The sequence below is a fragment of the Pseudomonas sp. URMO17WK12:I11 genome (assembly GCF_007677725.1).
Taxonomy (GTDB): Bacteria; Pseudomonadota; Gammaproteobacteria; order Pseudomonadales; family Pseudomonadaceae; genus Aquipseudomonas.
In genome coordinates this window covers 134,000-157,324 of the sequence record NZ_VEDF01000002.1, presented here as the reverse complement: position 1 = coordinate 157,324, position 23,325 = coordinate 134,000, and the positions used below count along the sequence as shown (strand labels likewise).

General features: G+C 62.4%; 21 protein-coding genes. 13 read left to right on the top strand and 8 right to left on the bottom strand.

Features of this window, described 5'->3' with window-relative positions:
• Positions 1–43: 43 nt before the first annotated feature.
• The 5 genes from FS665_RS03975 to choX all read right to left on the bottom strand — a co-directional run bounded on the left by FS665_RS03975 (position 44) and on the right by choX (position 3,997).
• The gene (locus tag FS665_RS03975) at positions 44–301 is read right to left on the bottom strand and encodes a hypothetical protein (RefSeq protein WP_145183767.1); all 258 of its coding nucleotides are present in this window, start codon (positions 299–301) and stop codon (positions 44–46) included.
• Between the two features lie 279 nt (positions 302–580).
• Positions 581–1,051 (bottom strand): thioesterase family protein, encoded by a 471-nt coding sequence (locus FS665_RS03970; protein ID WP_145183764.1) that lies wholly within the window; start codon positions 1,049–1,051, stop codon positions 581–583.
• Between the two features lie 10 nt (positions 1,052–1,061).
• A complete protein-coding gene (locus FS665_RS03965; RefSeq protein ID WP_145183761.1) occupies positions 1,062–2,027 on the bottom strand; it encodes an L-carnitine dehydrogenase in 966 nt (321 codons plus the stop codon).
• A 19-nt stretch (positions 2,028–2,046) separates the two neighbouring features.
• Positions 2,047–2,931 carry a 3-keto-5-aminohexanoate cleavage protein gene (locus FS665_RS03960; protein WP_145183758.1) on the bottom strand — a complete coding sequence of 295 codons (885 nt, stop codon included), beginning with the start codon at positions 2,929–2,931 and terminating at the stop codon, positions 2,047–2,049.
• 121 nt (positions 2,932–3,052) lie between these two features.
• Positions 3,053–3,997 (bottom strand): choline ABC transporter substrate-binding protein, encoded by a 945-nt coding sequence (choX, locus tag FS665_RS03955; RefSeq protein ID WP_145183755.1) that lies wholly within the window; start codon positions 3,995–3,997, stop codon positions 3,053–3,055.
• Positions 3,998–4,144: 147 nt separating this feature from the next.
• Between choX and FS665_RS03950 the strand changes: the two genes are divergently transcribed.
• Both FS665_RS03950 and FS665_RS03945 read left to right on the top strand, forming a co-directional pair.
• Entirely contained in the window at positions 4,145–5,089 is a 945-nt protein-coding gene (locus FS665_RS03950) for a GlxA family transcriptional regulator (RefSeq protein ID WP_145183752.1), read from the top strand.
• A gap of 181 nt (positions 5,090–5,270) precedes the next feature.
• Positions 5,271–8,114, top strand: coding sequence for a metallophosphoesterase (locus FS665_RS03945; protein ID WP_178108289.1), 2,844 nt, complete (start codon positions 5,271–5,273; stop codon positions 8,112–8,114).
• Between the two features lie 106 nt (positions 8,115–8,220).
• Here FS665_RS03945 and FS665_RS03940 read toward each other — a convergent pair whose 3' ends face one another.
• Positions 8,221–8,622: a lysozyme inhibitor LprI family protein gene (locus FS665_RS03940; protein WP_145183746.1), complete on the bottom strand. Its 402-nt coding sequence runs from the start codon at positions 8,620–8,622 to the stop codon at positions 8,221–8,223.
• 286 nt (positions 8,623–8,908) lie between these two features.
• Here FS665_RS03940 and FS665_RS03930 point away from each other — a divergent pair, with 286 nt between their 5' ends.
• The 8 genes from FS665_RS03930 (at position 8,909) to FS665_RS23865 (ending at position 18,610) form a co-directional block, all read left to right on the top strand.
• Positions 8,909–9,886, top strand: coding sequence for a dipeptidase (locus tag FS665_RS03930; protein ID WP_145183740.1), 978 nt, complete (start codon positions 8,909–8,911; stop codon positions 9,884–9,886).
• Between the two features lie 77 nt (positions 9,887–9,963).
• A complete protein-coding gene (locus FS665_RS03925) occupies positions 9,964–10,494 on the top strand; it encodes a DUF5943 domain-containing protein (RefSeq protein ID WP_013970507.1) in 531 nt (176 codons plus the stop codon).
• A gap of 15 nt (positions 10,495–10,509) precedes the next feature.
• On the top strand, positions 10,510–12,570 hold the full coding sequence (gene dgcA, locus FS665_RS03920; protein ID WP_145183737.1) for a dimethylglycine demethylation protein DgcA: 2,061 nt from the start codon (positions 10,510–10,512) through the stop codon (positions 12,568–12,570).
• A 180-nt stretch (positions 12,571–12,750) separates the two neighbouring features.
• On the top strand, positions 12,751–14,703 hold the full coding sequence (dgcB, locus tag FS665_RS03915; protein WP_145183734.1) for a dimethylglycine demethylation protein DgcB: 1,953 nt from the start codon (positions 12,751–12,753) through the stop codon (positions 14,701–14,703).
• A complete protein-coding gene (locus FS665_RS03910) occupies positions 14,703–15,935 on the top strand; it encodes an electron transfer flavoprotein subunit alpha/FixB family protein (protein WP_145183731.1) in 1,233 nt (410 codons plus the stop codon). Before dgcB ends, FS665_RS03910 begins: the two co-directional genes overlap by 1 nt.
• Positions 15,936–15,945: 10 nt before the next feature.
• Entirely contained in the window at positions 15,946–16,716 is a 771-nt protein-coding gene (locus FS665_RS03905) for an electron transfer flavoprotein subunit beta (RefSeq protein WP_145183728.1), read from the top strand.
• A 205-nt stretch (positions 16,717–16,921) separates the two neighbouring features.
• Complete coding sequence (locus tag FS665_RS23805; RefSeq protein WP_145183725.1) at positions 16,922–17,632, top strand: RHS repeat-associated core domain-containing protein; 711 nt, start codon at positions 16,922–16,924, stop codon at positions 17,630–17,632.
• 126 nt (positions 17,633–17,758) lie between these two features.
• Entirely contained in the window at positions 17,759–18,610 is an 852-nt protein-coding gene (locus FS665_RS23865; protein ID WP_145183722.1) for an RHS repeat-associated core domain-containing protein, read from the top strand.
• Between the two features lie 42 nt (positions 18,611–18,652).
• On the opposite strand, the gene gbcA is transcribed toward FS665_RS23865, so the two are convergent.
• Positions 18,653–19,945, bottom strand: a complete 1,293-nt coding sequence (gene gbcA / locus FS665_RS03890; protein ID WP_145183719.1) for a glycine-betaine demethylase subunit GbcA — start codon at positions 19,943–19,945, stop codon at positions 18,653–18,655.
• 295 nt (positions 19,946–20,240) lie between these two features.
• Between gbcA and gbcB the strand changes: the two genes are divergently transcribed.
• From gbcB to FS665_RS03870, 3 genes are all read left to right on the top strand, one after another.
• Complete coding sequence (gene gbcB / locus FS665_RS03880) at positions 20,241–21,341, top strand: glycine-betaine demethylase subunit GbcB (protein WP_145183713.1); 1,101 nt, start codon at positions 20,241–20,243, stop codon at positions 21,339–21,341.
• 236 nt (positions 21,342–21,577) lie between these two features.
• Positions 21,578–21,808: a hypothetical protein gene (locus tag FS665_RS03875; RefSeq protein WP_145183710.1), complete on the top strand. Its 231-nt coding sequence runs from the start codon at positions 21,578–21,580 to the stop codon at positions 21,806–21,808.
• The gene (locus tag FS665_RS03870; RefSeq protein WP_145183707.1) at positions 21,805–22,107 is read left to right on the top strand and encodes a cell division protein ZapA; all 303 of its coding nucleotides are present in this window, start codon (positions 21,805–21,807) and stop codon (positions 22,105–22,107) included. Before FS665_RS03875 ends, FS665_RS03870 begins: the two co-directional genes overlap by 4 nt.
• 50 nt (positions 22,108–22,157) lie before the next feature.
• Here FS665_RS03870 and FS665_RS03865 read toward each other — a convergent pair whose 3' ends face one another.
• Positions 22,158–23,198: a low specificity L-threonine aldolase gene (locus FS665_RS03865; protein WP_145183704.1), complete on the bottom strand. Its 1,041-nt coding sequence runs from the start codon at positions 23,196–23,198 to the stop codon at positions 22,158–22,160.
• Between the last annotated feature and the right edge of the window lie 127 nt (positions 23,199–23,325).

Below are 23,325 nucleotides of genomic sequence, written 5' to 3'. Positions count from 1 at the left end.
GTAGGAGCGGGCTTGTCCCGCGAAAGGGCCGGTACAGGAGAGATCAGGCGCGCCGGCTGAACTGGGCCAACGCCGGCAGCAGCTGCTTGTCGATCGCCTGGCGCACCGCCGGCAGAATGGTCGCGCTGCCGGTGTACATCTGCTCGACCATGCCTTTGAGCGCGCGTGCATTAGGCTCGGTCAAGCCGCGTACCACCGCCTCGCAGGCCTGTTCGGCAGTGGCCCCGGCGGGAATGTCGAATCCGCGCGCGCGCAGGTGGCCTGCCAGGTCGTCCTGGTCAATCAAATCCGCATGCATCATGGCTGTTGTCCCTTTTATCGCGAAGAGAGAGCTGCTGTTGTTTACGACCGATTCTGTGACGCCTGCGACATGCCCGCAACAGCAAGATGCCGGCATGGCTGCTTTGGCTAAGAACAGGTCGTTTCCGGCTAAATCGACCGCGCTGGAAGTCCGCACACTCAAGCCATCTACGGTAATGCAGGGTTTGGTCACCCGCGTTCATGCACAGTGGATACAGTGAATGTTGCTCGCTCTTGGCCCCGGATGCTCACGGCTTTCCGGGGTTATTTTTTTGCCTGATCAGCGTGGTAGCTGGATGATCCGGCCAACGAACTGGGCAGCAGGCAGGTCGTGCTGACTGCCCAGCAAGTCCTGCAGCAGGACCGTACTGCGCTCACTGAACGGCGCCGATCGAGGGCCTGCCAGATCCACATGCAGCAGCATCTGCTCGCTGGCCGCCAAGGCCTCGTCGAAACCTGCGCGGTGCAGACTGTGGTAGACGTGCAGGCGCTTGTGGTCGACGCCAATGATCTGTGTCTGCACCCACACCTCTGTCCCCTGTTTCACCTCATGCAGATAGTTGATGTGCGCCTCCAGGGTGAACAGCGAGTGGCCACTGTGCCCACGGCTGCCTTCGTCCAGGCCGATGTGCTCCATCAGCGCGTCGGTGGCGTAGCTGAAAATCAGCAGGTAGAAGGCGTCGCGCAGGTGGCCGTTGTAGTCGACCCAGTCCTCCTGGACTGGGGTGCGGTAGGTGATCAGTGCGGGCATCGTCTTCTCCTCAGTCGGCGAAAGCCATGCCGTGCTTGGCCTTGCTGGTCTTCACCGCTTCCAGCACCGCCAGCAGCGTGTCATCACGATAGCGCTCGAGCGCGGCGATGCTGTGCTCGCCCAGTTGCTGCGACGTGCCTTCGACCACGTCGTCGATCAGCGTGTCGGTCAGCTCCGGAGCTGGCAGGTAGGTCCAGGGCAGCTTCAGGGCAGGGCCGAACTGCGCCATGAAGTGGCGCATGCCGGCATCGCCACCGGCGAGGGTATAGGTGAGGAAGGTGCCCATGAACGACCAGCGCAAGCCGGCGCCGAAGCGAATCGCGTCGTCGATCTCGCCGGTGCTGGCGACGCCATCGTTGACCAGGTGCAGCGCTTCGCGCCACAGCGCTTCGAGCAGGCGGTCGGCGATGAAGCCGGGGACTTCCTTGCGCACGTGCAGCGGGCGCATGCCCAGCGCGGTGTAGACGGTCTTGGCCGCTTCGATGGCCGCCGGCGCCGTGCGCCTGCCACCGACGATCTCGACCAGCGGCAGCAGGTACACCGGGTTGAACGGGTGACCGACCACGCAGCGCTCGGGATGGGTGGACGATTCGTAGAACTCGCTGGGCAGCAGGCCCGAGGTACTGGAGCCGATGATCGCATCGGGCTTGGCGGCGGCGCTGATCTTGGCGTGCAGGTCGAGCTTGAGCTCGAGGCGCTCGGGTGCGCTTTCCTGGATGAAGTCGGCGTCGCGTACACATTCCTCGATGGTGGCCACAAATTGCAGCCGGTCTTGCGATGCACCTGGGGCCAGGCCTTGTTTCTCCAGTGCCGGCCAGGCATTGGCGATGCGTTTGCGCAGGGCCTGCTCGGCGCCGGGGGCCGGGTCCCAGGCGACTACGTCCAGGCCGTGGGCCAGGGCGCGGGCAACCCAGCCGCTGCCGATCACGCCGCTACCCAGGGCAGCGAAGGTCTTGATTTCGGTGATGAAGGGCATATCGGTCTCCAGGGTGCAATCAGCGGCGCTTGAGGTTCATTTTTTCCCGACCTTCAGCCGGGCTGAGCACGCGACCGCCCAGGCGGGTGATGATCTCGGCGGCGCGTTCCACCAGCTGACCGTTGCTGGCCAGCACGCCACGGTCCAGATACAGGTTGTCCTCCAGGCCCACGCGCACGTTGCCGCCGAGCAGCACGGCCTGGGCGGCCATCGGCATCTGCATGCGGCCAATGCCGAAGCCGGCCCAGGTGACGTTGGCGGGCAGGTTGTCGACCATGGCCTTCATGGTGGTGGTGTCGGCCGGTGCGCCCCACGGAATGCCCAGGCACAGCTGGAACAGCGGATCTTCGAGCAGGCCTTCTTTCATCATCTGTTTGGCGAACCACAGGTGGCCGGTGTCGAAGATTTCCAGCTCGGCTTTCACGCCCAGTTCGCTGATGCGCTTGGCCCCGGCGCGCAGTTGCGCGGGGGTGGAGACGTAGATGGCGTTGCCGTCGCCAAAGTTGAGGGTGCCGCAGTCCAGGGTGCAGATTTCCGGCAGCAGCGCTTCGACGTGGGCCAGGCGTTCCAGCGGGCCGATCAGGTCGGTACCGGGGCCGAATTCCATGGGCGTTTCACCTGGGCCGATCTCCAGGTCGCCGCCCATGCCGGCGGTGAGGTTGACGATGATGTCGACGTCGGCTTCGCGGATGCGCTCCATGACTTCGCGGTATAACGCCACGTCACGGCTGAAACGCCCGGTCTGCGGATCGCGGACGTGGCAGTGGACCACGGTAGCGCCGGCCTTGGCCGCTTCTACGGCGGCTTCGGCGATCTGTTTCGGGGTGACCGGGACCAGGTGGCTCTTGGCGACTGTGTCGCCGGCGCCGGTGAGGGCGCAGGTGATGATGACGTCGTGGTTCATGGCGTTTCCTTGGGTTGTCTGTGGTGGGCTTTTCGCGGGCAAGCCCGCCCCCGCAGGGTTCTCGGTGAACCCTGGTCAGCGCTACTGCTGGGGGAGCTGGCTAGCCGGCGAACAGGCCTTGTCAGTTGGCGCTGAGCTTGAGGTTGTCCGCCGCCGGCTTGCCATCGAAGGTGGTCACACCTTCCAGCCAGCGGGCCTTGTCCTCAGGGTGGTCCTTGAGCCACTGGCGGGCCGACTCCAACGCGTCCTTGTGGTCGAGCAGCGGCTGCATCATGCGGCTCTCGTCCTCGGCGCTGAAGTTCAGGTTGGCCAGCAGGCGGTGGGCGTTGGGGCAACGTTGGGCGTAGTCCGGCGCGGTCACTGTCCACACCGTGGCACGGCCTTCATCCGGGCCCAGTGCGTCCTGGCTGTCGCCCAGGTAGGCCATGTCGATGTTCACGTTCATCGGGTGCGGCGCCCAGCCGAAGAAAACCACCGCTTCCTTGCGCCGCACGGCGCGGTCGACGGCGGCGAGCATGCCGGCTTCGCTAGACTCGACCAGCTGGAACTTGCCCAGGTCGAACTGGTTCTTGCTGATCATGGCCTTGATCTGGGTGTTGGCACCGGAGCCGGGCTCGATGCCGTAGATCTTGCCGCCCAGTTCCTTCTCGAACTTGTGGATGTCGGCGAAGGTTTTCAAACCCTTGTCGTAAAGGTACTTCGGCACCGCCAGGGTGGCGCGGGCATCTTCCAGGCTGGGTTTTTCCAGAACCTTGACCTGGTTGGCGTCGACGAACGGAGTGATGGTCTGGGTCATGATCGGGTTCCAGTAACCCAGGAACATGTCCAGGCGCTGGTCGCGGATGCCGGCGAAGATGATCTGCTGCGAGGCGCTGGTCTGCTTGGTCTGGTAGCCCAGACCGTCGAGCAGCACCTGGGCCATGGCGCTGGTGGCGATGACGTCGGTCCAGTTGACCACGCCGAGGCGTACGTTCTTGCAAACTGCTGGCTCGGCGGCGAACAGCGGGGTGGAAGCGATGCTGCTCAGGGCAAGGCTCAACAGACTGCGGCGGATCAAGCTGTGCATGGTGGCTCTCCATCGGCAGGGCGTATTGTTATTGAGGGCGACCTCTGCGGGCCGTGTGGATAAGCTACGCTGGCGCCAGGGTGGGAAATCGCACCCTGGCGACCAAGATTTGCACGGAGGCGACCACCTTTCGGCCTGGAGCATGCAATGCCGCAATTGATTCATTTCCTGCTGTTGCCAGGGTTCTCGGCGATGGGCTTCATCAGTGCCGTGGAACCCCTGCGGGTGGCCAACCGCTTCAAGGGGCCGTCATACCAATGGCGCGTGCTGAGCCTGGATGGCGGTGCAGTGCAGGCCAGCAATGGCATGTCGATCAATGCCGATGGCGCCCTGGGGGAGGGCGAAGCGGGCGGCGTGCTGCTGATCGTCGCCGGCTTCGAGCCGCTGGCCTGTTATGGCCCTCGGCTGCAGCAGGTGCTGCGTCGGCTCGAGCATGAGGGCGTGATCCTCGGCGGCATCGACACCGGCCCCGTGGTGCTGGCCGAGGCCGGCTTGCTCGACGGTTACCGTGCAACGTTGCACTGGGAGGCGCTGGAGGCATTCAAGGAGCGCTACCCACGCCTGCAGGTGACCCAGGAACTGTTCGAGATCGACCGCCGTCGCATCACCTGCGCAGGCGGCACCGCATCGATCGACCTGATGCTCGACCTGATCGCCCAGGCCCATGGCAGCGAGCTGGCGGTGCAGGTGTCCGAGCAATTCGTGCTCGGGCGCATCCGCCCGCGCCAGGACCACCAACGCATGCAGATCGCCAGCCGTTACGGCATCAGCAACAAGAAGCTGGTAAAGGTGATCGGCGAGATGCAGGGCAATATCGAGCAGCCGCTCAATACCCAGGTGTTGGCCGATGCAGTGCAAGTGACTCGCAGGCAGCTGGAGCGCTTGTTCCGCTTGCACTTGGACGACACGCCCAGCGGATTCTATCTGCGCCTGCGGCTGGACAAGGCGCGGCAGCTGTTGCACCAGACCGACATGAGCGTACTGGAAGTGGCGGTAGCCTGCGGGTTCGAGTCGGCTTCGTACTTTACCCGCTGTTATCGGGCGCGCTACCAGCGCTGCCCGCGCGAAGACAGGCTGGCCCGGGCCATTTGAAGATCGCCGTTTGGCCAGCGATGAGTATGTCGGCACAACGTAAGCCGCCGACCTGATATTTCTGCCAGTTTCCTGCCACCTCTCGGCTGCTCTAACGTGGTGCCGTCCTCATCCAGTTGGAGCACCGATCATGGGGTGGCCTGGCTTCGTTACCGCATCACGCCTTTGTTTACTGGCACACATGCTGCTGACCGGCGCCGCTTTCGCCGAGGAGCAGACGCCGGCCCCTATTGCGGATCCAGCAGCAAGCAGCAGAGCCGCCGAGGGTTGTGAAGGCGCCGATTCGCAAACCTTCTCCGAATTCATCAAGCCTGGCTGGAACCAGCTCGCCAACTACCCAGGTAACCAGCAACTGATGATCTTCGCGTCCGATCCGCAAGCCTATCGCTTTATGGCCGAGCGCAAACCTTTGAGGGAAGAAATCGACAAGCCTGGCTGGGCAGCAGCGGTGACCAGGACGCTGTCGGCAATTCGTGCAGAGCGGATGAGCAAGAACTACTACGTGCCGCTGGTGATCAATGGCGACATGAACGAGTACGGCCATGGCGATGAGCGTCGGGACACGCGCAATCTGTTTCGTCAGCAACTGGCCGGTGGTGTGGGCGGCCCGCTGATGCTGCCAGGTCTGGGCAACCATGATTATTCGAATAACGTGGATGACTGCGGCAACAATGGGTGTGCGCGGGATGCGACCTGCGACCAGATTACCTGGGTGCAGGCTATCTCGCCGAAGACCGGTTTCGATTACCGGTACAACGGAAGTACCCATACAGGCTCGCTGTCCTACGCGGTAGCGGTAGGGCGGGTCGAGTTGATCCAGCTCAACCTGGAACCGACCTATACCCGTTCGTGGTCCACCGGTGGCTTTCCAAACCCCAACCCTAAGCGCTATTTCAAGATCACCGACTCAATGGCATGGTTCGCGGGGGCCTTGGCCGATGCACGGCGCCGTAATCAGGTGATCATTGTCAACTTGCACAAGGACTGGGAGTGGCAGCGCAATATCAGGATCACTGAGTTTGCAGACCTGCTCATCGAATATGGCGTCAGTGCAGTGTTTGCAGGGCATATCCACGATTCGGTGGGGTACGCGGGTTCTATCGTGGGTGTACCGGTGTATCGCTCAGGAGGCTTGCAGGCTCACAGCTACCTGCAAACCCTGTTCGATTGGAACAGCATGAAGCTCACCGTACAGCCGGTGCTCAAGGATCGATCAACGCAGCCGTCCAAGTCGATCACCAACCTGATCAGTTCGGGTAACCCGCAGGGCCTGGCCATCCGATTTTCAACTGCGGCGAATGGAAGCGAGATCTGCAGCCTGCGTAACGTTGCCGAAGAGTACCAACTCCTCAAGCGCCTTGACTGCGACTCCCCGTACATTCGCACGGCCTTGATTTACAACATGCAGCCTGGCAAGACGATGTGCTTCCAGGATGGCACAGGGCTGACAGAACGTTGCTTCAGCTCAACAACCTTTCGTGGACGATTCAGCGCAGACCTGACTGGAAGCAATCCACAAGTACCCGCGGGTATGCAGGTCGTTTCGGTGGGGTCGCTGAGCAATGCTGTATCGATGTCGGCCACGCCGCAGGTACGGTCGATCAACGTAGTCTTGTTCGCTCAAGAGAGTGAGTGGGGTGATACCTGCGAGTTCAGGTTAGCTGCCGGTGCACCTCTTACGTCCTTGCGCGACACGCGCTGCTCAGGGTTCGAGAGCAAAGCCGCTTCGGCCAGGCTGGAGGGCTTCAAACCAGGCGATAGCATTTGCTTGCAAGGTATACAGCCCGAGTCGGAACGGTGCTATTGGGGTGATTATGAGGGGGATGTGCATCTGCGCACGCTCAGCGGTATGCCCACCTTGCCCAAAGGCGTTTGGTATGACCACAAAGGAGGAGCGCTGACCAAGGGCCTGAGTTCTGTTTCGAATACCGCAAACGTGCACAAGACGATGTGGATCAATGTGTACGACAAGCCCAACCGTCAAGGCAATACCTGTGCGTTCGCTTATGCCTACAACGCGGACTACCTGGACCTGTCAGGCACCCCCTGTGCTGGTTTCCGGAACAGGGCAGCTTCACTTCAGATCGCGGCCTTCAGCTCAGCGACCAGTGTGTGCTTGCAGGGCGCTGATAACCGGGAGTGGTGCTTGTCCGGCCCGTTCAATGGCACGTTCAACCTTGATAATTTGCAGGGTATGAGCAACTGGACTACTGGGGCGCAAGGCCGCAGGGTCGAAATCAAGGGAGGCGCGCTGCTCAACAACCTGCTCAGCATTTCCACCCGAGAATTCAAGCCAACCACGCCAGAGATCCTCTTGTTCGAGGGTGAACGCGTGACAGGTGCCAGTTGCAGGCTGCCGTTACCGCAGGGCGTGGCCGTGACTCGATTGAGCGCGAGCCCTTGTGACGGCTGGCAAAACCGCGCGTCGTCAGCTTACGTGAATGGTCTCGCACCAGGCCAGACGGTGTGCATTCAAGGGCATAGCGGAGAGCGCTGCTTCACCAGTCGGCAGGCGGGCGGTTTCCGTATCGATTACCTCAATTTGGCGCCGGAACTTCCCGCCGGTACAGAGATGCTCGCCCGTGGCTCCCCCATCACCAAGGACATCGTCTCGATAGCTGCAAGCCCGCAGCGGCCGGGTGAGGAAGAAGCGTTGCAGGTCACCTTGTACGACCGTCCAGGCATGATCCAGCTGAATTCCAAGTGCTCGATCGTAGTGCCACCAGGCATTCATTACCTGTCGGACTTCCCGTGTTCAGTCGACTGGTCGACGCTAACCACGGGTTCGATGAAGGTGAAGCGCTTCGCTTCGGGTGGCGTCTTCGGTGTGCTGGGTCAGAAAAACGGCGTGCCCGCCAACCGTAGTTACCGCGGCAGCTATGCAGGACCCTTCGACGTGCCGGACATGCTTCAGGAGCATGCGCTGCCTGTGGGGTTGAGTATGTCGCAATCGGCAGGTGGGATCGAACACATTGGCCAGATCGTGTACCGGGTGGAATCCAGCCAGGCTGAAGCAGGTCACTGACAGACTGCACGCGGCCCAGCTAGGCGCTGGGTCGCGCGTTCTTATCGGGTAGCGACCCGCCTGTCGGCCTGATGGCTGCGGCCGTTACCCGAGGTCCTACGCCCGTTCACTGCTGGCCGATGGACTGCAGATATTCCGAACGGTCATCGCTGTGCTGCGCCACGCAGGTATCCCATGCTGCCTGGAATGCGTTGCTGCCGGCTTTTTCGGCGTACGTCTCGACCGTGCAATCAGCATCGCGCAGCTGCCGCCACAGTTGCTCTGCAGTACTCATGCGCGCGGTCAGGGCACTGGCCTGGGCATTGTCGTCGGCATACTGGTCACGGATACGCTGCAGCAGGTCCTCGTACGACGCCTTCAGCTCGCGCTCGGCGGTGTGCTTGTTGAACGCCGCGCACGCGTACGCCTGCTGGTCGGTCTCGACGTTGTCGCATGGGGTGCTTTCTTCTTCGCCGGCCTGGGCGCCGGAGACGGCCGCCAGCAGTACCAGCCACGCCAATGATTTCATCCCTTTGCTCCTCATCAGGCTGACGAATCGCAGGGATTCTCGCTCAGACGCGCGCGCGGCGGTAGCCATCTGCAGAAATGTTCATGAACCGCTCGGCCATGTCGTTATCGAGACCGTCTCTCATTGCCGAACGGCGGGCCAGAGGGCGCTATGTCGCGCCTTGACGCTTTCGGCAAACCCCCTGTCGTTTTTGCATCGGGGCGTCACCGGGCACAGGCATATGCTGGCCCCAAAGCGCCGGCACGTGGTTCGGCGAAGCCCAACTGAATAAAAAGGGGACAGCCTGATGAGCCCAGCCGAGCTGCACGCCGACAGCATCGTTATCGACGGCCTGATCATTGCCAAGTGGAACCGTGAGCTGTTCGAGGACATGCGCAAGGGCGGCCTGACTGCGGCCAACTGCACCGTCTCGGTCTGGGAAGGTTTCAAGGCCACCGTCGACCAGATCGCCGCCAGCCAGAAACTCATACGCGACAACACCGACCTGGTCATGCCGGTGCGCACCACCGCCGACATCCGCAAAGCCAAGGAGCTGGGCAAGACCGGCATTCTGTTCGGCTTCCAGAACGCCCATGCCTTCGAAGACCAGATCGCCTATGTCGATGTGTTCAAGCAGCTGGGCGTGGGCATCGTGCAGATGTGCTACAACACCCAGAACCTGGTCGGTACCGGTTGTTACGAGCGCGATGGCGGCCTGTCGGGCTTCGGCCGCGAGATCGTCGCCGAGATGAACCGCGTCGGCATCATGTGCGACCTGTCCCACGTCGGCTCGAAAACTTCCGAGGAAGTCATTCTCGAATCGAAGAAGCCCGTGTGCTATTCCCACTGTCTGCCTTCGGGCCTCAAGGAACACCCACGCAACAAGTCCGATGAAGAGCTGCGCTTCATCGCCGACCACGGCGGCTTCGTCGGCGTGACCATGTTCGCGCCGTTCCTGGCCAAGGGTATCGATTCGACCATCGACGACTACGCCGAAGCCATCGAGTACACCATGAACATCGTCGGTGAAGACGCCATCGGTATCGGTACCGACTTCACCCAGGGCCACGGCCAGGACTTCTTCGAGTACCTGACCCACGACAAGGGCTACGCGCGTCGCCTGACCAACTTCGGCAAGATCATCAACCCGCTGGGCATTCGCACCGTTGGCGAGTTCCCCAACCTCACCGAGACCTTGCTCAAACGCGGCCATTCCGAGCGCGTGGTGCGCAAGATCATGGGCGAGAACTGGGTCAATGTCCTCAAGGATGTCTGGGGCGAATAAGCCGCTCTCCACGCCTGACCGGCCCCTGCCAGCAACGCAGGGGCATCCAAACAAAAATTTTCTGGAGTTGAGTTTCCATGGCCAAGATCGCCCCGCAATTGCCAATCGAAGTCGACAGCGAGACCGGTGTCTGGACCAGCGATGCCTTGCCGATGCTGTACGTGCCGCGGCATTTCTTCGTCAACAACCACATGGGCATCGAGGAAGTCCTGGGCGCCGACAAGTACGCCGAGATCCTCTACAAGGCCGGTTACAAGTCCGCCTGGCACTGGTGCGAAAAAGAAGCCGAATGCCATGGCCTGGAAGGCGTGGCGGTGTTCGAGCACTACATGAAGCGCCTGAGCCAGCGTGGCTGGGGCCTGTTCGAGATCCAGGACATCGACCTGGATAAAGGCACCTGCAGCGTCAAGCTCAAGCACTCTGCATTCGTCTACGTCTATGGCAAGTGTGGCCGCAAGGTCGACTACATGTTCACCGGCTGGTTCGCCGGCGCCATGGACCAGATTCTCGCTGCCCGCGGCAGCTCGATTCGCACCGTCGCCGAGCAGGTATATGGCGGGTCGGAAGAAGGCCACGAAGATGGCCTGTTCGTTACAAAGCCGTTGTAAGCCGGAGATAGCGTCATGGCATTCGAAGCAATGTTCCAACCGATCCAGATCGGCAAACTGACCATTCGCAACCGCGTGCTCAGCACCGCGCACGCCGAGGTCTACGCCACTGACGGCGGGATGACCACCGACCGCTACGTGAAGTACTACGAAGAGAAGGCCAAGGGCGGTATCGGCCTGGCCATTTGTGGTGGCTCGTCGGTGGTGGCTATCGACAGCCCGCAGGAATGGTGGGCGTCGGTCAACCTCTCGACCGACCGCATCATCCCGCACTTCCAGAACCTGGCTGACGCCATGCACAAGCATGGCGCCAAGATCATGATCCAGATTACCCACATGGGTCGTCGCTCGCGCTGGGACGGCTTCAACTGGCCGACCCTGATGTCGCCGTCAGGTATCCGTGAACCGGTGCACCGCGCCACCTGCAAGACCATCGAGGTCGAAGAGATCTGGCGGGTGATCGGCAACTACGCACAAGCAGCGCGCCGGGCCAAGGAAGGCGGCCTGGATGGCGTCGAGCTGTCGGCGGTGCACCAGCACATGATCGACCAGTTCTGGAGCCCTCGGGTCAACAAGCGTACCGATGAATGGGGCGGCAGCTTCGAAGGGCGCATGAAGTTCGGCCTGGAAGTGCTCAAGGCGGTACGTGCCGAAGTCGGTGACGATTTCTGCGTAGGCATGCGCATCTGCGGTGACGAATTCCACCCCGATGGCCTGAGCCACGAGGACATGAAGCAGATCGCCGCCTACTACGACGGCACCGGCATGCTCGATTTCATCGGCGTGGTCGGCTCTGGCTGCGACACCCACAACACCCTGGCCAACGTCATCCCGAACATGAGCTACCCGCCGGAGCCATTCCTGCACCTGGCGGCCGGCATCAAGGAAGTGGTCAAGGTACCGGTGCTGCACGCGCAGAACATCAAGGACCCGAACCAGGCCACGCGCATTCTGGAAGGCGGCTACGTGGACATGGTCGGCATGACCCGTGCGCACATGGCCGACCCGCACCTGATCGCCAAGATCAAGATGGGCCAGATCGACCAGATCAAGCAGTGCGTCGGTGCCAACTACTGCATCGACCGCCAGTACCAGGGCCTGGATGTGCTGTGCATCCAGAACGCTGCGACCTCCCGGGAATACATGGGCGTGCCGCACATCATCGAGAAGACCACTGGGGTCAAGCGCAAGGTGGTGGTGGTAGGTGCAGGTCCGGCGGGCATGGAAGCGGCGCGGGTCGCTGCCGAGCGTGGCCACGACGTGACCCTGTTCGAGAAAAAGGACCAGATCGGCGGGCAGATCACCATCGCCGCCAAGGCGCCGCAGCGCGACCAGATCGCCGGTATCACCCGCTGGTATCAGCTGGAGCTGGCGCGTCTGAAGGTCGACCTGCGCCTGGGCACTGCCGCTGACGTGCCGACCATTCAGGACCTGCGTCCGGATGTGATCGTACTGGCGGTCGGCGGGCATTCGTTCCTCGAGCAGAACGAGCACTGGGGCGCTGACGAAGGGCTGGTGGTCAGCAGCTGGGACGTGCTCGACGGCAAGGTCGCGCCGGGCAAGAACGTGCTGGTGTACGACACCATCTGCGAATTCACCGGTATGTCGGTGGCCGACTTCATCGCCGACAAGGGCAGCCAGGTCGAGATCGTCACCGACGACATCAAGCCGGGCGTGGCCATGGGCGGTACGACCTTCCCGACCTACTACCGCAGCATGTACCCCAAGGAAGTGATCATGACCGGCGACATGATGCTGGAAAAGGTCTATCGCGAGGGTGACAAGCTGGTGGCGGTACTGGAGAACGAGTACACCGGCGCCAAGGAAGAACGCGTGGTCGACCAGGTGGTGGTGGAGAACGGCGTGCGTCCTGACGAGCAGCTGTACTACGCGCTGAAGGACGGCTCGCGCAACAAGGGCCAGATCGACGTGGAGGCGCTGTTCGCCATCAAGCCACAGCCGATGCTCAGCCAACCGGGCGAGGGTTACCTGCTGTACCGCATTGGTGACTGCGTAGCCCAGCGCAACGTGCATGCCGCGATCTACGACGCCTTGCGCCTGTGCAAGGACTTCTGATCGCACCGCCTCTGTAGAGGCGGGACTGGCCCCCCTGTAGGCGCGAGCAGAGCTCGCGATGGCGTCGGCTTTGGCAACCGGGTTGTCCGACCGGGCGCTATCGCGAGCGATGCTCGCTCCTACAGGGGTCCGCGCCGCCATTGAGGTGACGCAAGAATCCAGCTGTTGTGGGAGCCTCCCATGTTGAACACCCTTCTACCCATCCTGCTGTTCGCTGCCCTCGGATTGGCGGTGCTCGGCGCCCTGCGCCGGGTGCGCATGTGGCGCCGTGGCCGGCCTGCCAAGGTCAACCTGATCGGCGGCCTGCTGGCCATGCCGCGGCGCTACCTGGTGGACCTGCACCACGTGGTCGAGCGCGACAAGTACATGTCCAGGACCCACGTCGCCACCGCCGGTGGCTTCGTACTGTCGGCCGCGCTGGCGATCCTGGTGCACGGCTTCGGCCTGCAGAGCAAGATCCTCGGCTACGCCTTGCTGGTGGCCACGGTGATCATGTTCACGGGCGCGATCTTCGTCTTCAAACGCCGCCTGAACCCGCCTGCGCGCCTGTCCAAGGGGCCGTGGATGCGGCTGCCCAAGAGCTTGCTGGTGTTCGCGGCGAGCTTCTTCATCGCTACCTTGCCGGTGGCCGGAATCCTGCCGGCCAATACCGGCGGCTGGGTCATGGTGGGCATTCTCGGCCTGGGCGTGCTGTGGGGTGTGTCGGAGCTGTTCTTCGGCATGACCTGGGGCGGGCCAATGAAGCATGCCTTCGCCGGCGCCCTGCACCTGGCCTGGCACCGCCGCGCCGAGCGCTTCGGCGGCGGTCGCTCCACCGGCCTCAAACCGCTGGACCTCGAAGACCCGCGCGCCCCGCTGGGTGTGGAGAAGCCGATCGATTTCACCTGGAACCAGCTGCTCGGCTTCGACGCATGCGTGCAGTGCGGTAAGTGCGAGGCCATGTGCCCAGCCTTCGCCGCCGGCCAGCCACTGAACCCGAAGAAACTGATCCAGGACATGGTGATCGGCCTGGCGGGTGGCACCGACGCTAAGTTCGCCGGCAGCCCATACCCCGGCAAGCCGCTTGGCGAGCATGGCGGCAACCCGCACCAGCCGATCGTCAACGGCCTGGTCGATGCCGAAACCCTGTGGTCGTGCACCACCTGCCGCGCCTGCGTCGAGGAGTGCCCGATGATGATCGAGCACGTCGATGCCATCGTCGACATGCGTCGCCACCTGACCCTCGAGAAAGGCGCCACGCCAAACAAAGGCGCCGAGGTGCTGGACAACCTGATCGCCACCGACAACCCAGGCGGCTTCGCCCCCGGTGGGCGGATGAACTGGGCGGCTGACCTGAACCTGAAACTGCTGTCTGAGGTGAACACCACCGAGGTGCTCTTCTGGGTTGGAGACGGCGCATTCGACATGCGCAACCAGCGCACCCTGCGCTCGTTCGTCAAAGTGCTCAAAGCCTCGGGCGTGGACTTCGCCGTGCTTGGCCTGGAAGAACGCGACAGCGGTGACGTGGCGCGGCGCCTGGGCGACGAGGCGACCTTCCAGCAGTTGGCCAAACGCAACATCCAGACCTTGGCCAAGTACAGCTTCCAGCGCATCGTCACCTGCGATCCGCACAGCTTCCACGTGCTGAAGAATGAATACGGCGCCTTGGGCGGTGAATACCAGGTACAGCACCACAGTACCTACATCGCCGAATTGATCGCGGCGAAGAAACTCAACCTGGGCCAGCACAAGGGCGGCAGCGTCACCTACCACGACCCTTGCTACCTGGGCCGTTACAACGGTGAATACGAAGCGCCGCGCGAGGTGCTCAAGGCACTGGGAATCGAAGTACGCGAGATGCAGCGCTCAGGTTTCCGTTCGCGTTGCTGCGGCGGCGGCGGCGGTGCACCGATCACCGACATCCCTGGCAAGCAGCGTATCCCTGACATGCGCATGGACGACATTCGCGAGACCGAGGCAGAGCTGGTGGCCGTGGGCTGCCCGCAATGCACCGCCATGCTCGAAGGTGTGGTCGAACCGCGCCCACAGATCAAGGACCTCGCCGAATTGGTCGCCGATGTGCTGATCGAAGAGCAAGCGCCGGCGCCTGCCAAGTCGCCCGCAAGCAAACGTGAACCTGCGGAGGTGCATTGATGAGCGACATCATCCGCCGCGACCCACGCGCCGAGTGGATCGCCCGTAACCGACTGCATCCGCTGCATGCGGCGATGCAGACGCAACAGACCAGCTGGATGGGGCCCAACGGCCTCATGCGCAAGAATCCCCACGCCATGGCAGCCGGGTTCGTTGGCCCTGCTGGCCTTAAGCGCATCGATCGCAGCGGCGCCCAGCAAGGCACCGGCGTCGTAGGGCGGCGCACGGCCGCCGCCGAAGTGCAGTTGCCTTTGCACCAGGTGCCGACACCGGCCTTCTACGTGGCGGTGGTGCCGGACATGGTCGGTGGCCGCCTGAGCAGCCATGACCGTGATCTGCTGGGTCTGGCCCACGGCCTGGCCGGCAGTGACGGCGCAGTGCTCGCCGTGGTCTTCGGTGAGCACAAGGAAAGCAACTTCGCCAGCGCTGGCGTCGACCGCCTGCTGGTGATCGAAGGTGAAGCATTCGAAGGTTATGCGCCCGAGCAATTGGTGCAGGGCCTGCGCGCTGTGGATAACCAGTTCACGCCGCGCCATTGGCTGCTGCCAGACAGCCGCACCGGCGGCGGCGAGTTGGGTCGGCGCCTGGGCGCCTCGCTCGGCGAGCGGCCGGCCACACGGGTGTGGCAGGTCAAGGACGGCCAATGCATCGGCCGTGCCGGCGCCGGCCAGCAGGACCTGCAGCGCTCGCTACCGCGCTTGATCCTGGCAGCCGCAGAGTGCGCCGATCCAGTCAGTGATACCCGGCATGAGGCACTGCCGGTCGAGTTGTCCACAAGCGTGGTGCGCAGCCTCTCGCGCATCGAAGACCTTGGCTCGGTGGCGGTGGACCCGGCGACCATCGCCATGGCCGAAGCTGAATTCATCGTGTCCGGGGGCAACGGGGTCAAGGACTGGGACCTGTATCACCAGGCGACCTCAGCCCTTGGCGCTACCGAGGGTGCCTCGCGGGTGGCGGTGGACGACGGCTTCATGCCGCGCAATCGCCAGGTGGGCGCCACGGGTACCTGGGTCACCGCGCGGGTGTACATGGCGGTGGGTATCTCCGGCGCTATCCAGCATCTGCAAGGCATCGGCGCCTGCGACAAGGTCGTGGCGATCAACATGGACCCTGGCTGCGACATGATCAAACGCGCCGACCTGTCGGTCATTGGCGACAGCTCGGCAATTCTCAAGGCCTTGATCGAGGCTGTGGAAAACTTCCGCAGCGGCGCTCAGCGCGATGCGGCATAGGGGCATGAGCATGAGTACGAAAGTGATCAGCCTGGTTTCCATCGGTGCCCACCCAAGCTCCGGCCGCGCGCGCCGCGCCGAGCAAGACGCACGCGCCGTCGAGCTGGGTTTGCAGCTGGCTGGGGATGATTTGCAAGTGGTACACGCCGGCGACCCGCATGAAGAAGCATTGCGTGCCTACCTGGGCATGGGCCTGGAGCACCTGGACGTGCTGGAGCAACCGGTCGGTGCCGATGTGCTGGGCGTGCTGGGCGATTACCTGCGCGATGCCGGCGCGCAACTGGTGCTGACCGGCAGCCAGGCCGAAACCGGCGAAGGCTCGGGGATGTTGCCGTTTCTGCTGGCCGAGAAGCTGGGCTGGCCGCTGATCGTCGGCTTGGCCGAGGTAGAGTCGATCGAGAACGGTACTGCCCAGGTGCTGCAGGCATTGCCGCGTGGCCAACGTCGCCGCCTGAAAGTGCGTCTACCGCTGCTGGCGACTGTGGATAACGCCGCCCCCAAGCCTCGCCAGAGCGCCTTCGGGCCGGCGCGCCGTGGCGTGCTGGCGGCGCGTAATGTCACGATCGTCGAGGATCAATTGCTCACGGATGCCGAGCTGCAGCCAGCACGGCCACGGCCCAAGCGGCTCAAGGTGATCAAAGCCAAGAGCGGCGCGGACCGGATGAAGGCAGCCACCGCCAAGGCCAGTGGTGGTGGCGGCAAGGTGCTGAAGGATGTTTCTCCACAGGAAGGCGCCGAAGCCATCCTCAAGCTGCTGATAGAGGAGGGTGTCCTGCGCTGAGCCTGGCCATCTCATGGTTTCAGCCTGGTGCCTGTGCATGACGCGGTTTTGACCCAAGTAATCGCATCGCACGGCGCCGGCTGTGGACCATCACCGTGTGGACAGGGCATGTCGATGAGCCCGTCTACTGACAAAACTGCCAGTGGAGCGTGGCGCGTTCGGCCGGGTAATCTCTTTCGAGGTTCACCCATCAGGAACGGTCCCGATGCTCCTCGTGCCACTCGCTGTCAGTCGCTATTCTGCCTACGGCTACCGAGCGAATGCCACAGTCGGTGTGCTTGCATACAACGGTGAGCGCCATGATCCCTTTACCCTGTGTTACCACCTGGGCAATGGCTACCGTGCCTACAACCCTGCTTTGATGCGCTTTCAGTCAGCAGACAGGCTAAGCCCGTTTGACCAGGGTGGGCTGAATAGTTATGCCTATTGCAGGGGTGATCCAGTCAACCACCGTGATCCCACTGGTGCCCAGTCAGAGTCCAAGCCAGCGGATTATGTGCTTCCAGCGCTGAGTGTTCTGACCAATATGGTGGGGCTGTTCATCAGCGGATTGCGCTTCAGATCTCTTTACAAGCAGGGCAGTGCTGCACGAAGGACTGCCCTGGAGCCGCTCGCGCCGGACATTCCATTGCCCACTCGCTCAGACTGGGTGCTTTCCAGCATCAGTGCCGTATCAGCTACTGCAGGGATTACCATCGGTATCACTCGGATGGTTGATCCGGAAAGCGATTGGCAAACCTGGGCAGTTGCAGGGTTGACGAGCATATCGCTGGCGACCTCTGCGTTTGAAGCATGGAAATTGGCGCAGCATAAACCCTGGCGATCCAGCGGCCCGCAAGTCGTACTTCCCTTGAGTCATCTTCGCTCGTCGCCGAGTCCGCCAGAAAGCGTCACAGTGGTGAGACGTACATCATGAAACGTCCATGTGAAACGACCAGCGGCAGGCGTCGCCATCCGCTTGTGAAACTCCCGCGCTTTTCGACATAGGGCTGGTACATACCACTATCAGCTGTGAATTCACCCTCAATCTCCGAGGCCTGCCATGGAACATGTACGGCTACTTGCGCTCGACGGCCAGCGTTCTGTCATCCACGATTCGGCCTATGTCCCCCGTGCGTATACGGCCTATGGGCGGTCTGCCGATCAAGACGGGCCAATGAGTGCGTTCTGTGGCGAACCCAAGGATCCTCTGACGGGCTGTTATCACCTAGGCAACGGCTATCGGCAATTCAATCCGGGCATCATGCGCTTTCAAAGTGCAGATAGACTGAGCCCGTTTGGCAAAGGCGGGATGAATGCGTATATGTACTGCGCAGGCGATCCGGTAAACCGTCGGGATCCGTCGGGTGGCTTCCCTCTACGCCGTACCTTCACATCGACGCTACCCACCACTACACCGCCACCCCCGGTACCCGCTATTGTCTCTGCAGTCGCCGGACACGCGCTCAACGGCGGGGTAGTGGCATTGAACGCAGCAGGCGCTGTCATGTCCCTGGTCTTACCGGTACCCACTTCCAGATGGGGAGTGGGCGCTAATGCCCTCGCAGTGCTTGGCGGCGCGATAAGTACGGGCGCGGCAATAACCAGCTATACCCGATTTGCTCCGCAAGCATTCGTCGCTGGAGCGCTTGGAACAGACTTGGTGGCCTTGTCACTGGTAACCAAAGCAGTATTGGTCGTTAAACCCATGGGGCTCCAGGCATGGCAAAACGTCAAAGCGAACACGGGGGCTATGGTGACCGCCTGGTTTCCCCGAAGGCGAGAACCTATATCGCTGGAATTGACAGAAGTGGAGTTGATGCAGGATTCCGGAATAAATCCGGCTAGGAGGCCACCCTCCAACTCACCCTCCAACTCACTCTCAGACGAACGCAAGGATATCCGCAGCAGCTGATGAGAAACGCCTGTGGTTCATCCACAGGCGTGTTTCAGTCAATTATTGAGCTTGAACTTCTTTCAAGTACGGCGCCGGCTCCGCTCCCAGGTTCTCCAGTACCCGCTGGCTGTACCAGTCGATGAAGTTGACCACGCCAAACTCGTAGGTCTTCGAGTACGGCCCAGGCTGGTAGGCGGTGGAATTGATCCCGCGCTGGTTCTCTTCGGCCAGGCGGCGGTCCTGGTCGTTGGTGGCATCCCATACCTTGCGCATGTGCTCAGGGTTGTAGTCCACGCCTTCTACCGCATCCTTGTGCACCAGCCACTTGGTGGTGACCATGGTCTCCTGCGCGCTGATCGGCCACACGGTGAAGACGATCATGTGATCGCCCATGCAGTGGTTCCACGAGTGCGGCAGGTGGAGGATGCGCATCGAGCCCAGGTCCGGGTTCTTGATGCGGCCCATCAGCTTCTGACAGGCCTGTTTGCCGTCCATGGTCATCGACACGGTGCCCTTGAGCAGCGGCATGCGCACGATGCGGTTACGCAGGCCATGGCTCTTGTGCAGGTACGGGATCTTCTCGGCTTCCCAGGCGGCGGCGGAAGCAGCCACGTGGTCCTTGAAGGCTTGGTCGGCGCGCGGGTCGTTGGTGTCGTCCCACTCCAGCAGGCTTTGCAGCAGCTCTGGGTGGGAGCCGGAGCAGTGGTAGCACTCGCGGTTGTTTTCCAGCACCAGCTTCCAGTTGGCCTTTTCCATCAAGGTGGTCTGCACCGCCACCTTGGTGTTTTCCATGTCGTACGGTTCCATGTAGTGGTCCAGGGTGGCCAGGAACTCGTCGATGGCAGGCGGGTTTTCCGCCAGGCTGATGAAGATATAGCCGCCGGCGACCTTCACGTGCACAGGCTTGAGGCCGTACTCCTTCATGTCGAAGTCGGCGCCCATTTCGGTGCCGGCGAACAGCAGGCGGCCGTCCAGTTCATAGGTCCACTGGTGGTAGTGGCAGACCAGCTTGGCCACCTTGCCCTTGTCGCTGACGCACAGGCGTGAACCGCGGTGGCGGCAGACGTTATGGAAGGCATGCACCTTGCCTTCGGTGCCTCGCACCACCAGGATCGGATTCTTGCCGATCTGCAAGGTGATGTAGTTGCCCTTGGCCGGGATCTCGCACGTCATGCCGGCGATCAACCACTCCTTGTGGAAGATCTCCTGCATGTCGATCTGGAACAGACGCTCGTCGGTGTAGAACGGCTGGGGCAGCGAGTAGGTGCGCTCGCGGGTCTGCAGCATCTCGGCAGTCGCCTTGCGTGCAGCTTCAAGTGGATCGCCCAGGCTCAGGGTTGCGGTGACGTCCATCGTGTATTCCTCGGGGCCGTGTGCGGCCGGCAAAAGGTGGCTAATCGTTGTTGTGGTTGGCGCAAGGCTGCCTGCGAAAAATGGCAGGTTGTTTTGCCGTGGAGTGTGCGTCCGAAGGCGGCGTGATCCGTATCCATGGGCGACATGGCCGATTTGAATTACGACGCGCCAAGCCTTGTCGTGCGGGGCTGGTCGCGATAAGCACGCCGATGTCGCTGGCAGGAATGTACGGCGTCGCAAGCTTGCGCATTATCCCAGCCATAAAAAGCCCACTAGTCGGCTGCTGGAGATGAACATGTCCGATACCTTCCTCAATCCGGTCACTACCCAGACCTGGGCCAACGGCCGCCACATCGTGCGCTGCGTCAAGGTCATCCAGGAGACCTGGGACGTGCGCACCTTCTGCTTCATGGCCGACCAGCCGATCATGTTCTTCTTCAAGCCCGGGCAGTTCGTGACCCTGGAGCTGGAGATCGAAGGCAAGCCGGTGATGCGCTCCTACACCATCTCCAGCTCGCCGTCGGTGCCCTACAGCTTCTCGATCACGGTCAAGCGCGTGCCGGGCGGGCAGGTGTCCAACTTCCTGCACGACACCATGCACGAAGGCGCCGAGTTGCCGGTGCACGGCCCGGTGGGCTTGTTCAATGCCATCGATTTCCCGGCGGCCAAGGTGCTCTACCTTTCCGGTGGCGTCGGTATCACCCCAGTGATGTCGATGGCGCGCTGGTTCTACGACACCAATGCCAATGTCGACATGGTGTTCGTGCACAGCGCTCGTTCGCCCAAGGACATCATCTACCACCGCGAGCTCGAACAAATGGCCTCGCGCGTGCCTAACTTCAGCCTGCACATCATTTGCGAGAAGCATGGCCTGGGCGAGCCCTGGGCGGGTTATCGCGGTTATCTGAACCAGCGCCTGATGGAGCTGATCGCTCCTGACTACATGGAGCGCGTGGTGTTCTGTTGCGGCCCGACCCCGTACATGAGCGCAGTCAAGCGCATGCTCGAAGCGGTCGGCTTCGACATGAAGAACTACCACGAGGAGTCGTTCGGTGCGACCCCAGCGGAGGCCAAGGCCGATGCCGTGGAGCATGCCGAGCAGGCTGCCGATGCACCGGAAGTCGATGCCTCGGACCTGAACCTGGTGGAATTCATCGGCAGCGAGAAGAGCATCCGCATCGCCCCGGGCGAGACCGTGCACGCGGCTGCAGCGAAAGTCGGCCTGATGATCCCCAAAGCTTGCGGCATGGGCATCTGTGGCACCTGCAAGGTGCTCAAGCTGGGCGGTGAAGTGGAGATGGAGCACAACGGCGGGATCACCGAAGAAGACGAAGCCGAAGGCTACATCCTGTCGTGCTGCAGCGTGCCCAAGGGCGACGTGCGCATCGACTACTAAGGTGCAAGCTGCAAGCTGCAAGAGGGAACGCGCCACCGTCGCTCTTTCATGTAGCTTGCAGCTTGTAGCTAGCCATTAGCAGCTCGAAAGCTGACCGACGGTTGACGCAGGTCGGAACAAGGGAGCCGATAGCCTGTCAATCTGCGGCGTGAAACCTCGCGAAATCGATATTTAATGGCGGGGGCTCACGCTTTTCTTTATCGTGTGCGCCCTTTGCAACAACCGAGATAGACCCCATGCTGGAAGCCTCCCTGAATCAACTCGAGCAACTGGTCAGCGACCTGATGCAGAAAAATGCGCAACTCACCGCGCACAACGCCACCCTCGACCAGGAACTGGCCCAGGCCAAGGAAGAGAACGAAACCCTGCAGCTGTCGCTGATGGAGCAGGAAGAGAAGCAAGGCGCCGCCGCCGCGCGCATCCAGGCCCTGCTCGAGCGCGCCAGTGCAGGTGCCGTCGAGGCATGAGACTGCAAGAGCAGCCGATCAATGTCGTGTCGATTCTCGGCATCGACTATTCGATCAAGGCGCCAGAGGGCCAGGAAGAAACCCTGGCCCAGGCCGTGCGGATGCTCAACACCGCGCTGAACGACACCAAGCGACAGTACCCGACCCTGATCGGTGACAAACTGCTGGTGCTCGCTGCACTGAACCTGTGTTCCAAGCAGGTCGAGCTGCAGCACGAACACCAGAACACCTTGGCGCGCACCCAGGCGCAGATTGACGCCACGGTCGATGCCATCGTGCGCACCATCGCCGAACAGTAATGCCTGCGCAGGCCCCAGGCGAGCGCAGGCTTGCCTGCGCATGGGGCCCGTCAGGCGCTGACGATGCTGCGGATATCGGCTGCCAACTCGCGCACTCGCGCTTCTTCGGTATCCCACGAGCACATGAACCGCGCGCCGCCGCTGCCGATGAAGGTGTAGAAGCGCCAGCCCTTGCTGCGCAGCGCTTCGAGCGCGTGCTCAGGCAGCTGCAGGAACACCCCGTTGGCCTCCACCGGGAACATCAGCTGCACGCCGGGTAGGCCACTGACCAACGACGCCAGCAACTGCGCGCAATGATTGGCGTGTCCACCATGGCGCAACCAGGCGCCGTCCTCCAGCAACCCCACCCATGGCGCCGACAGGAAGCGCATCTTCGAGGCCAGCTGCCCGGCCTGCTTGCAGCGGTAATCGAAGTCTTCAGCCAGCTGACGGTTGAAGAACAGGATCGCCTCGCCCACGGCCATGCCGTTCTTGGTGCCGCCAAAGCACAGCACATCGACGCCGGCTTTCCAGGTCAGCTCGGCCGGGCTGCAGCCGAGGAACGCGCAAGCGTTGGTGAAGCGCGCGCCATCCATGTGCAGGTTCAGGCCCAGCTCCTTGCAGGTCGCGCTGATCGCCTTGAGCTCGTCAGGGCGATACACCGTGCCCACTTCGGTGGCCTGGGTGATGGTCACCACGCGTGGCTTGGGGTAGTGGATGTCCTGGCGCTTGAGCGCCACCTCGCGGATCGACTCGGGCGTCAGCTTGCCGTTGACGCTGGCTGCGGTCAGCAGCTTGGAGCCGTTGGAGAAGAACTCCGGCGCGCCGCACTCGTCGGTTTCGACGTGGGCTGTCTCGGAGCAGATCACGCTGTGATAGCTCTGGCACAGCGAGGCCAGGGCCAGGGAGTTGGCGGCCGTGCCGTTGAAGGCGAAGAACACCTCGCAGTCGGTTTCGAACAGGTCGCGAAAATACTGGGCCGCGCGCTCGGTCCACTGGTCGTCGCCGTAGGCGCGATCATGGCCCTGGTTGGCCTTCTCCATGGCGGCCCAGGCTTCTGGGCAAATCCCGGAATAGTTGTCGCTGGCAAATTGCTGGCTCTTGTCTGTCATGACGCTACTGTCCTGTGAACGACGCAGGACAGCACTCTAAACCATCGATTCAGCGGTTGCCTATACAAGCCGGCCGCCAGCGCCTGGCCAGGCTGGCGAGGCCCGCCAAGCGGGCTGGACGCGCAAC

What these genes read in the sequence shown, in the direction of transcription:
- FS665_RS03975 (WP_145183767.1), bottom strand. Translation starts at nt 301, where the DNA reads ATGATGCATGCGGATTTGATTGACCAGGACGACCTGGCAGGCCACCTG.
- FS665_RS03970 (WP_145183764.1), bottom strand. Translation starts at nt 1,051, where the DNA reads ATGCCCGCACTGATCACCTACCGCACCCCAGTCCAGGAGGACTGGGTC.
- FS665_RS03965 (WP_145183761.1), bottom strand. Translation starts at nt 2,027, where the DNA reads ATGCCCTTCATCACCGAAATCAAGACCTTCGCTGCCCTGGGTAGCGGC.
- FS665_RS03960 (WP_145183758.1), bottom strand. Translation starts at nt 2,931, where the DNA reads ATGAACCACGACGTCATCATCACCTGCGCCCTCACCGGCGCCGGCGAC.
- choX (WP_145183755.1), bottom strand. Translation starts at nt 3,997, where the DNA reads ATGCACAGCTTGATCCGCCGCAGTCTGTTGAGCCTTGCCCTGAGCAGC.
- FS665_RS03950 (WP_145183752.1), top strand. Translation starts at nt 4,145, where the DNA reads ATGCCGCAATTGATTCATTTCCTGCTGTTGCCAGGGTTCTCGGCGATG.
- FS665_RS03945 (WP_178108289.1), top strand. Translation starts at nt 5,271, where the DNA reads ATGCTGCTGACCGGCGCCGCTTTCGCCGAGGAGCAGACGCCGGCCCCT.
- FS665_RS03940 (WP_145183746.1), bottom strand. Translation starts at nt 8,622, where the DNA reads ATGAAATCATTGGCGTGGCTGGTACTGCTGGCGGCCGTCTCCGGCGCC.
- FS665_RS03930 (WP_145183740.1), top strand. Translation starts at nt 8,909, where the DNA reads ATGAGCCCAGCCGAGCTGCACGCCGACAGCATCGTTATCGACGGCCTG.
- FS665_RS03925 (WP_013970507.1), top strand. Translation starts at nt 9,964, where the DNA reads ATGGCCAAGATCGCCCCGCAATTGCCAATCGAAGTCGACAGCGAGACC.
- dgcA (WP_145183737.1), top strand. Translation starts at nt 10,510, where the DNA reads ATGGCATTCGAAGCAATGTTCCAACCGATCCAGATCGGCAAACTGACC.
- dgcB (WP_145183734.1), top strand. Translation starts at nt 12,751, where the DNA reads ATGTTGAACACCCTTCTACCCATCCTGCTGTTCGCTGCCCTCGGATTG.
- FS665_RS03910 (WP_145183731.1), top strand. Translation starts at nt 14,703, where the DNA reads ATGAGCGACATCATCCGCCGCGACCCACGCGCCGAGTGGATCGCCCGT.
- FS665_RS03905 (WP_145183728.1), top strand. Translation starts at nt 15,946, where the DNA reads ATGAGTACGAAAGTGATCAGCCTGGTTTCCATCGGTGCCCACCCAAGC.
- FS665_RS23805 (WP_145183725.1), top strand. Translation starts at nt 16,922, where the DNA reads ATGCTCCTCGTGCCACTCGCTGTCAGTCGCTATTCTGCCTACGGCTAC.
- FS665_RS23865 (WP_145183722.1), top strand. Translation starts at nt 17,759, where the DNA reads ATGGAACATGTACGGCTACTTGCGCTCGACGGCCAGCGTTCTGTCATC.
- gbcA (WP_145183719.1), bottom strand. Translation starts at nt 19,945, where the DNA reads ATGGACGTCACCGCAACCCTGAGCCTGGGCGATCCACTTGAAGCTGCA.
- gbcB (WP_145183713.1), top strand. Translation starts at nt 20,241, where the DNA reads ATGTCCGATACCTTCCTCAATCCGGTCACTACCCAGACCTGGGCCAAC.
- FS665_RS03875 (WP_145183710.1), top strand. Translation starts at nt 21,578, where the DNA reads ATGCTGGAAGCCTCCCTGAATCAACTCGAGCAACTGGTCAGCGACCTG.
- FS665_RS03870 (WP_145183707.1), top strand. Translation starts at nt 21,805, where the DNA reads ATGAGACTGCAAGAGCAGCCGATCAATGTCGTGTCGATTCTCGGCATC.
- FS665_RS03865 (WP_145183704.1), bottom strand. Translation starts at nt 23,198, where the DNA reads ATGACAGACAAGAGCCAGCAATTTGCCAGCGACAACTATTCCGGGATT.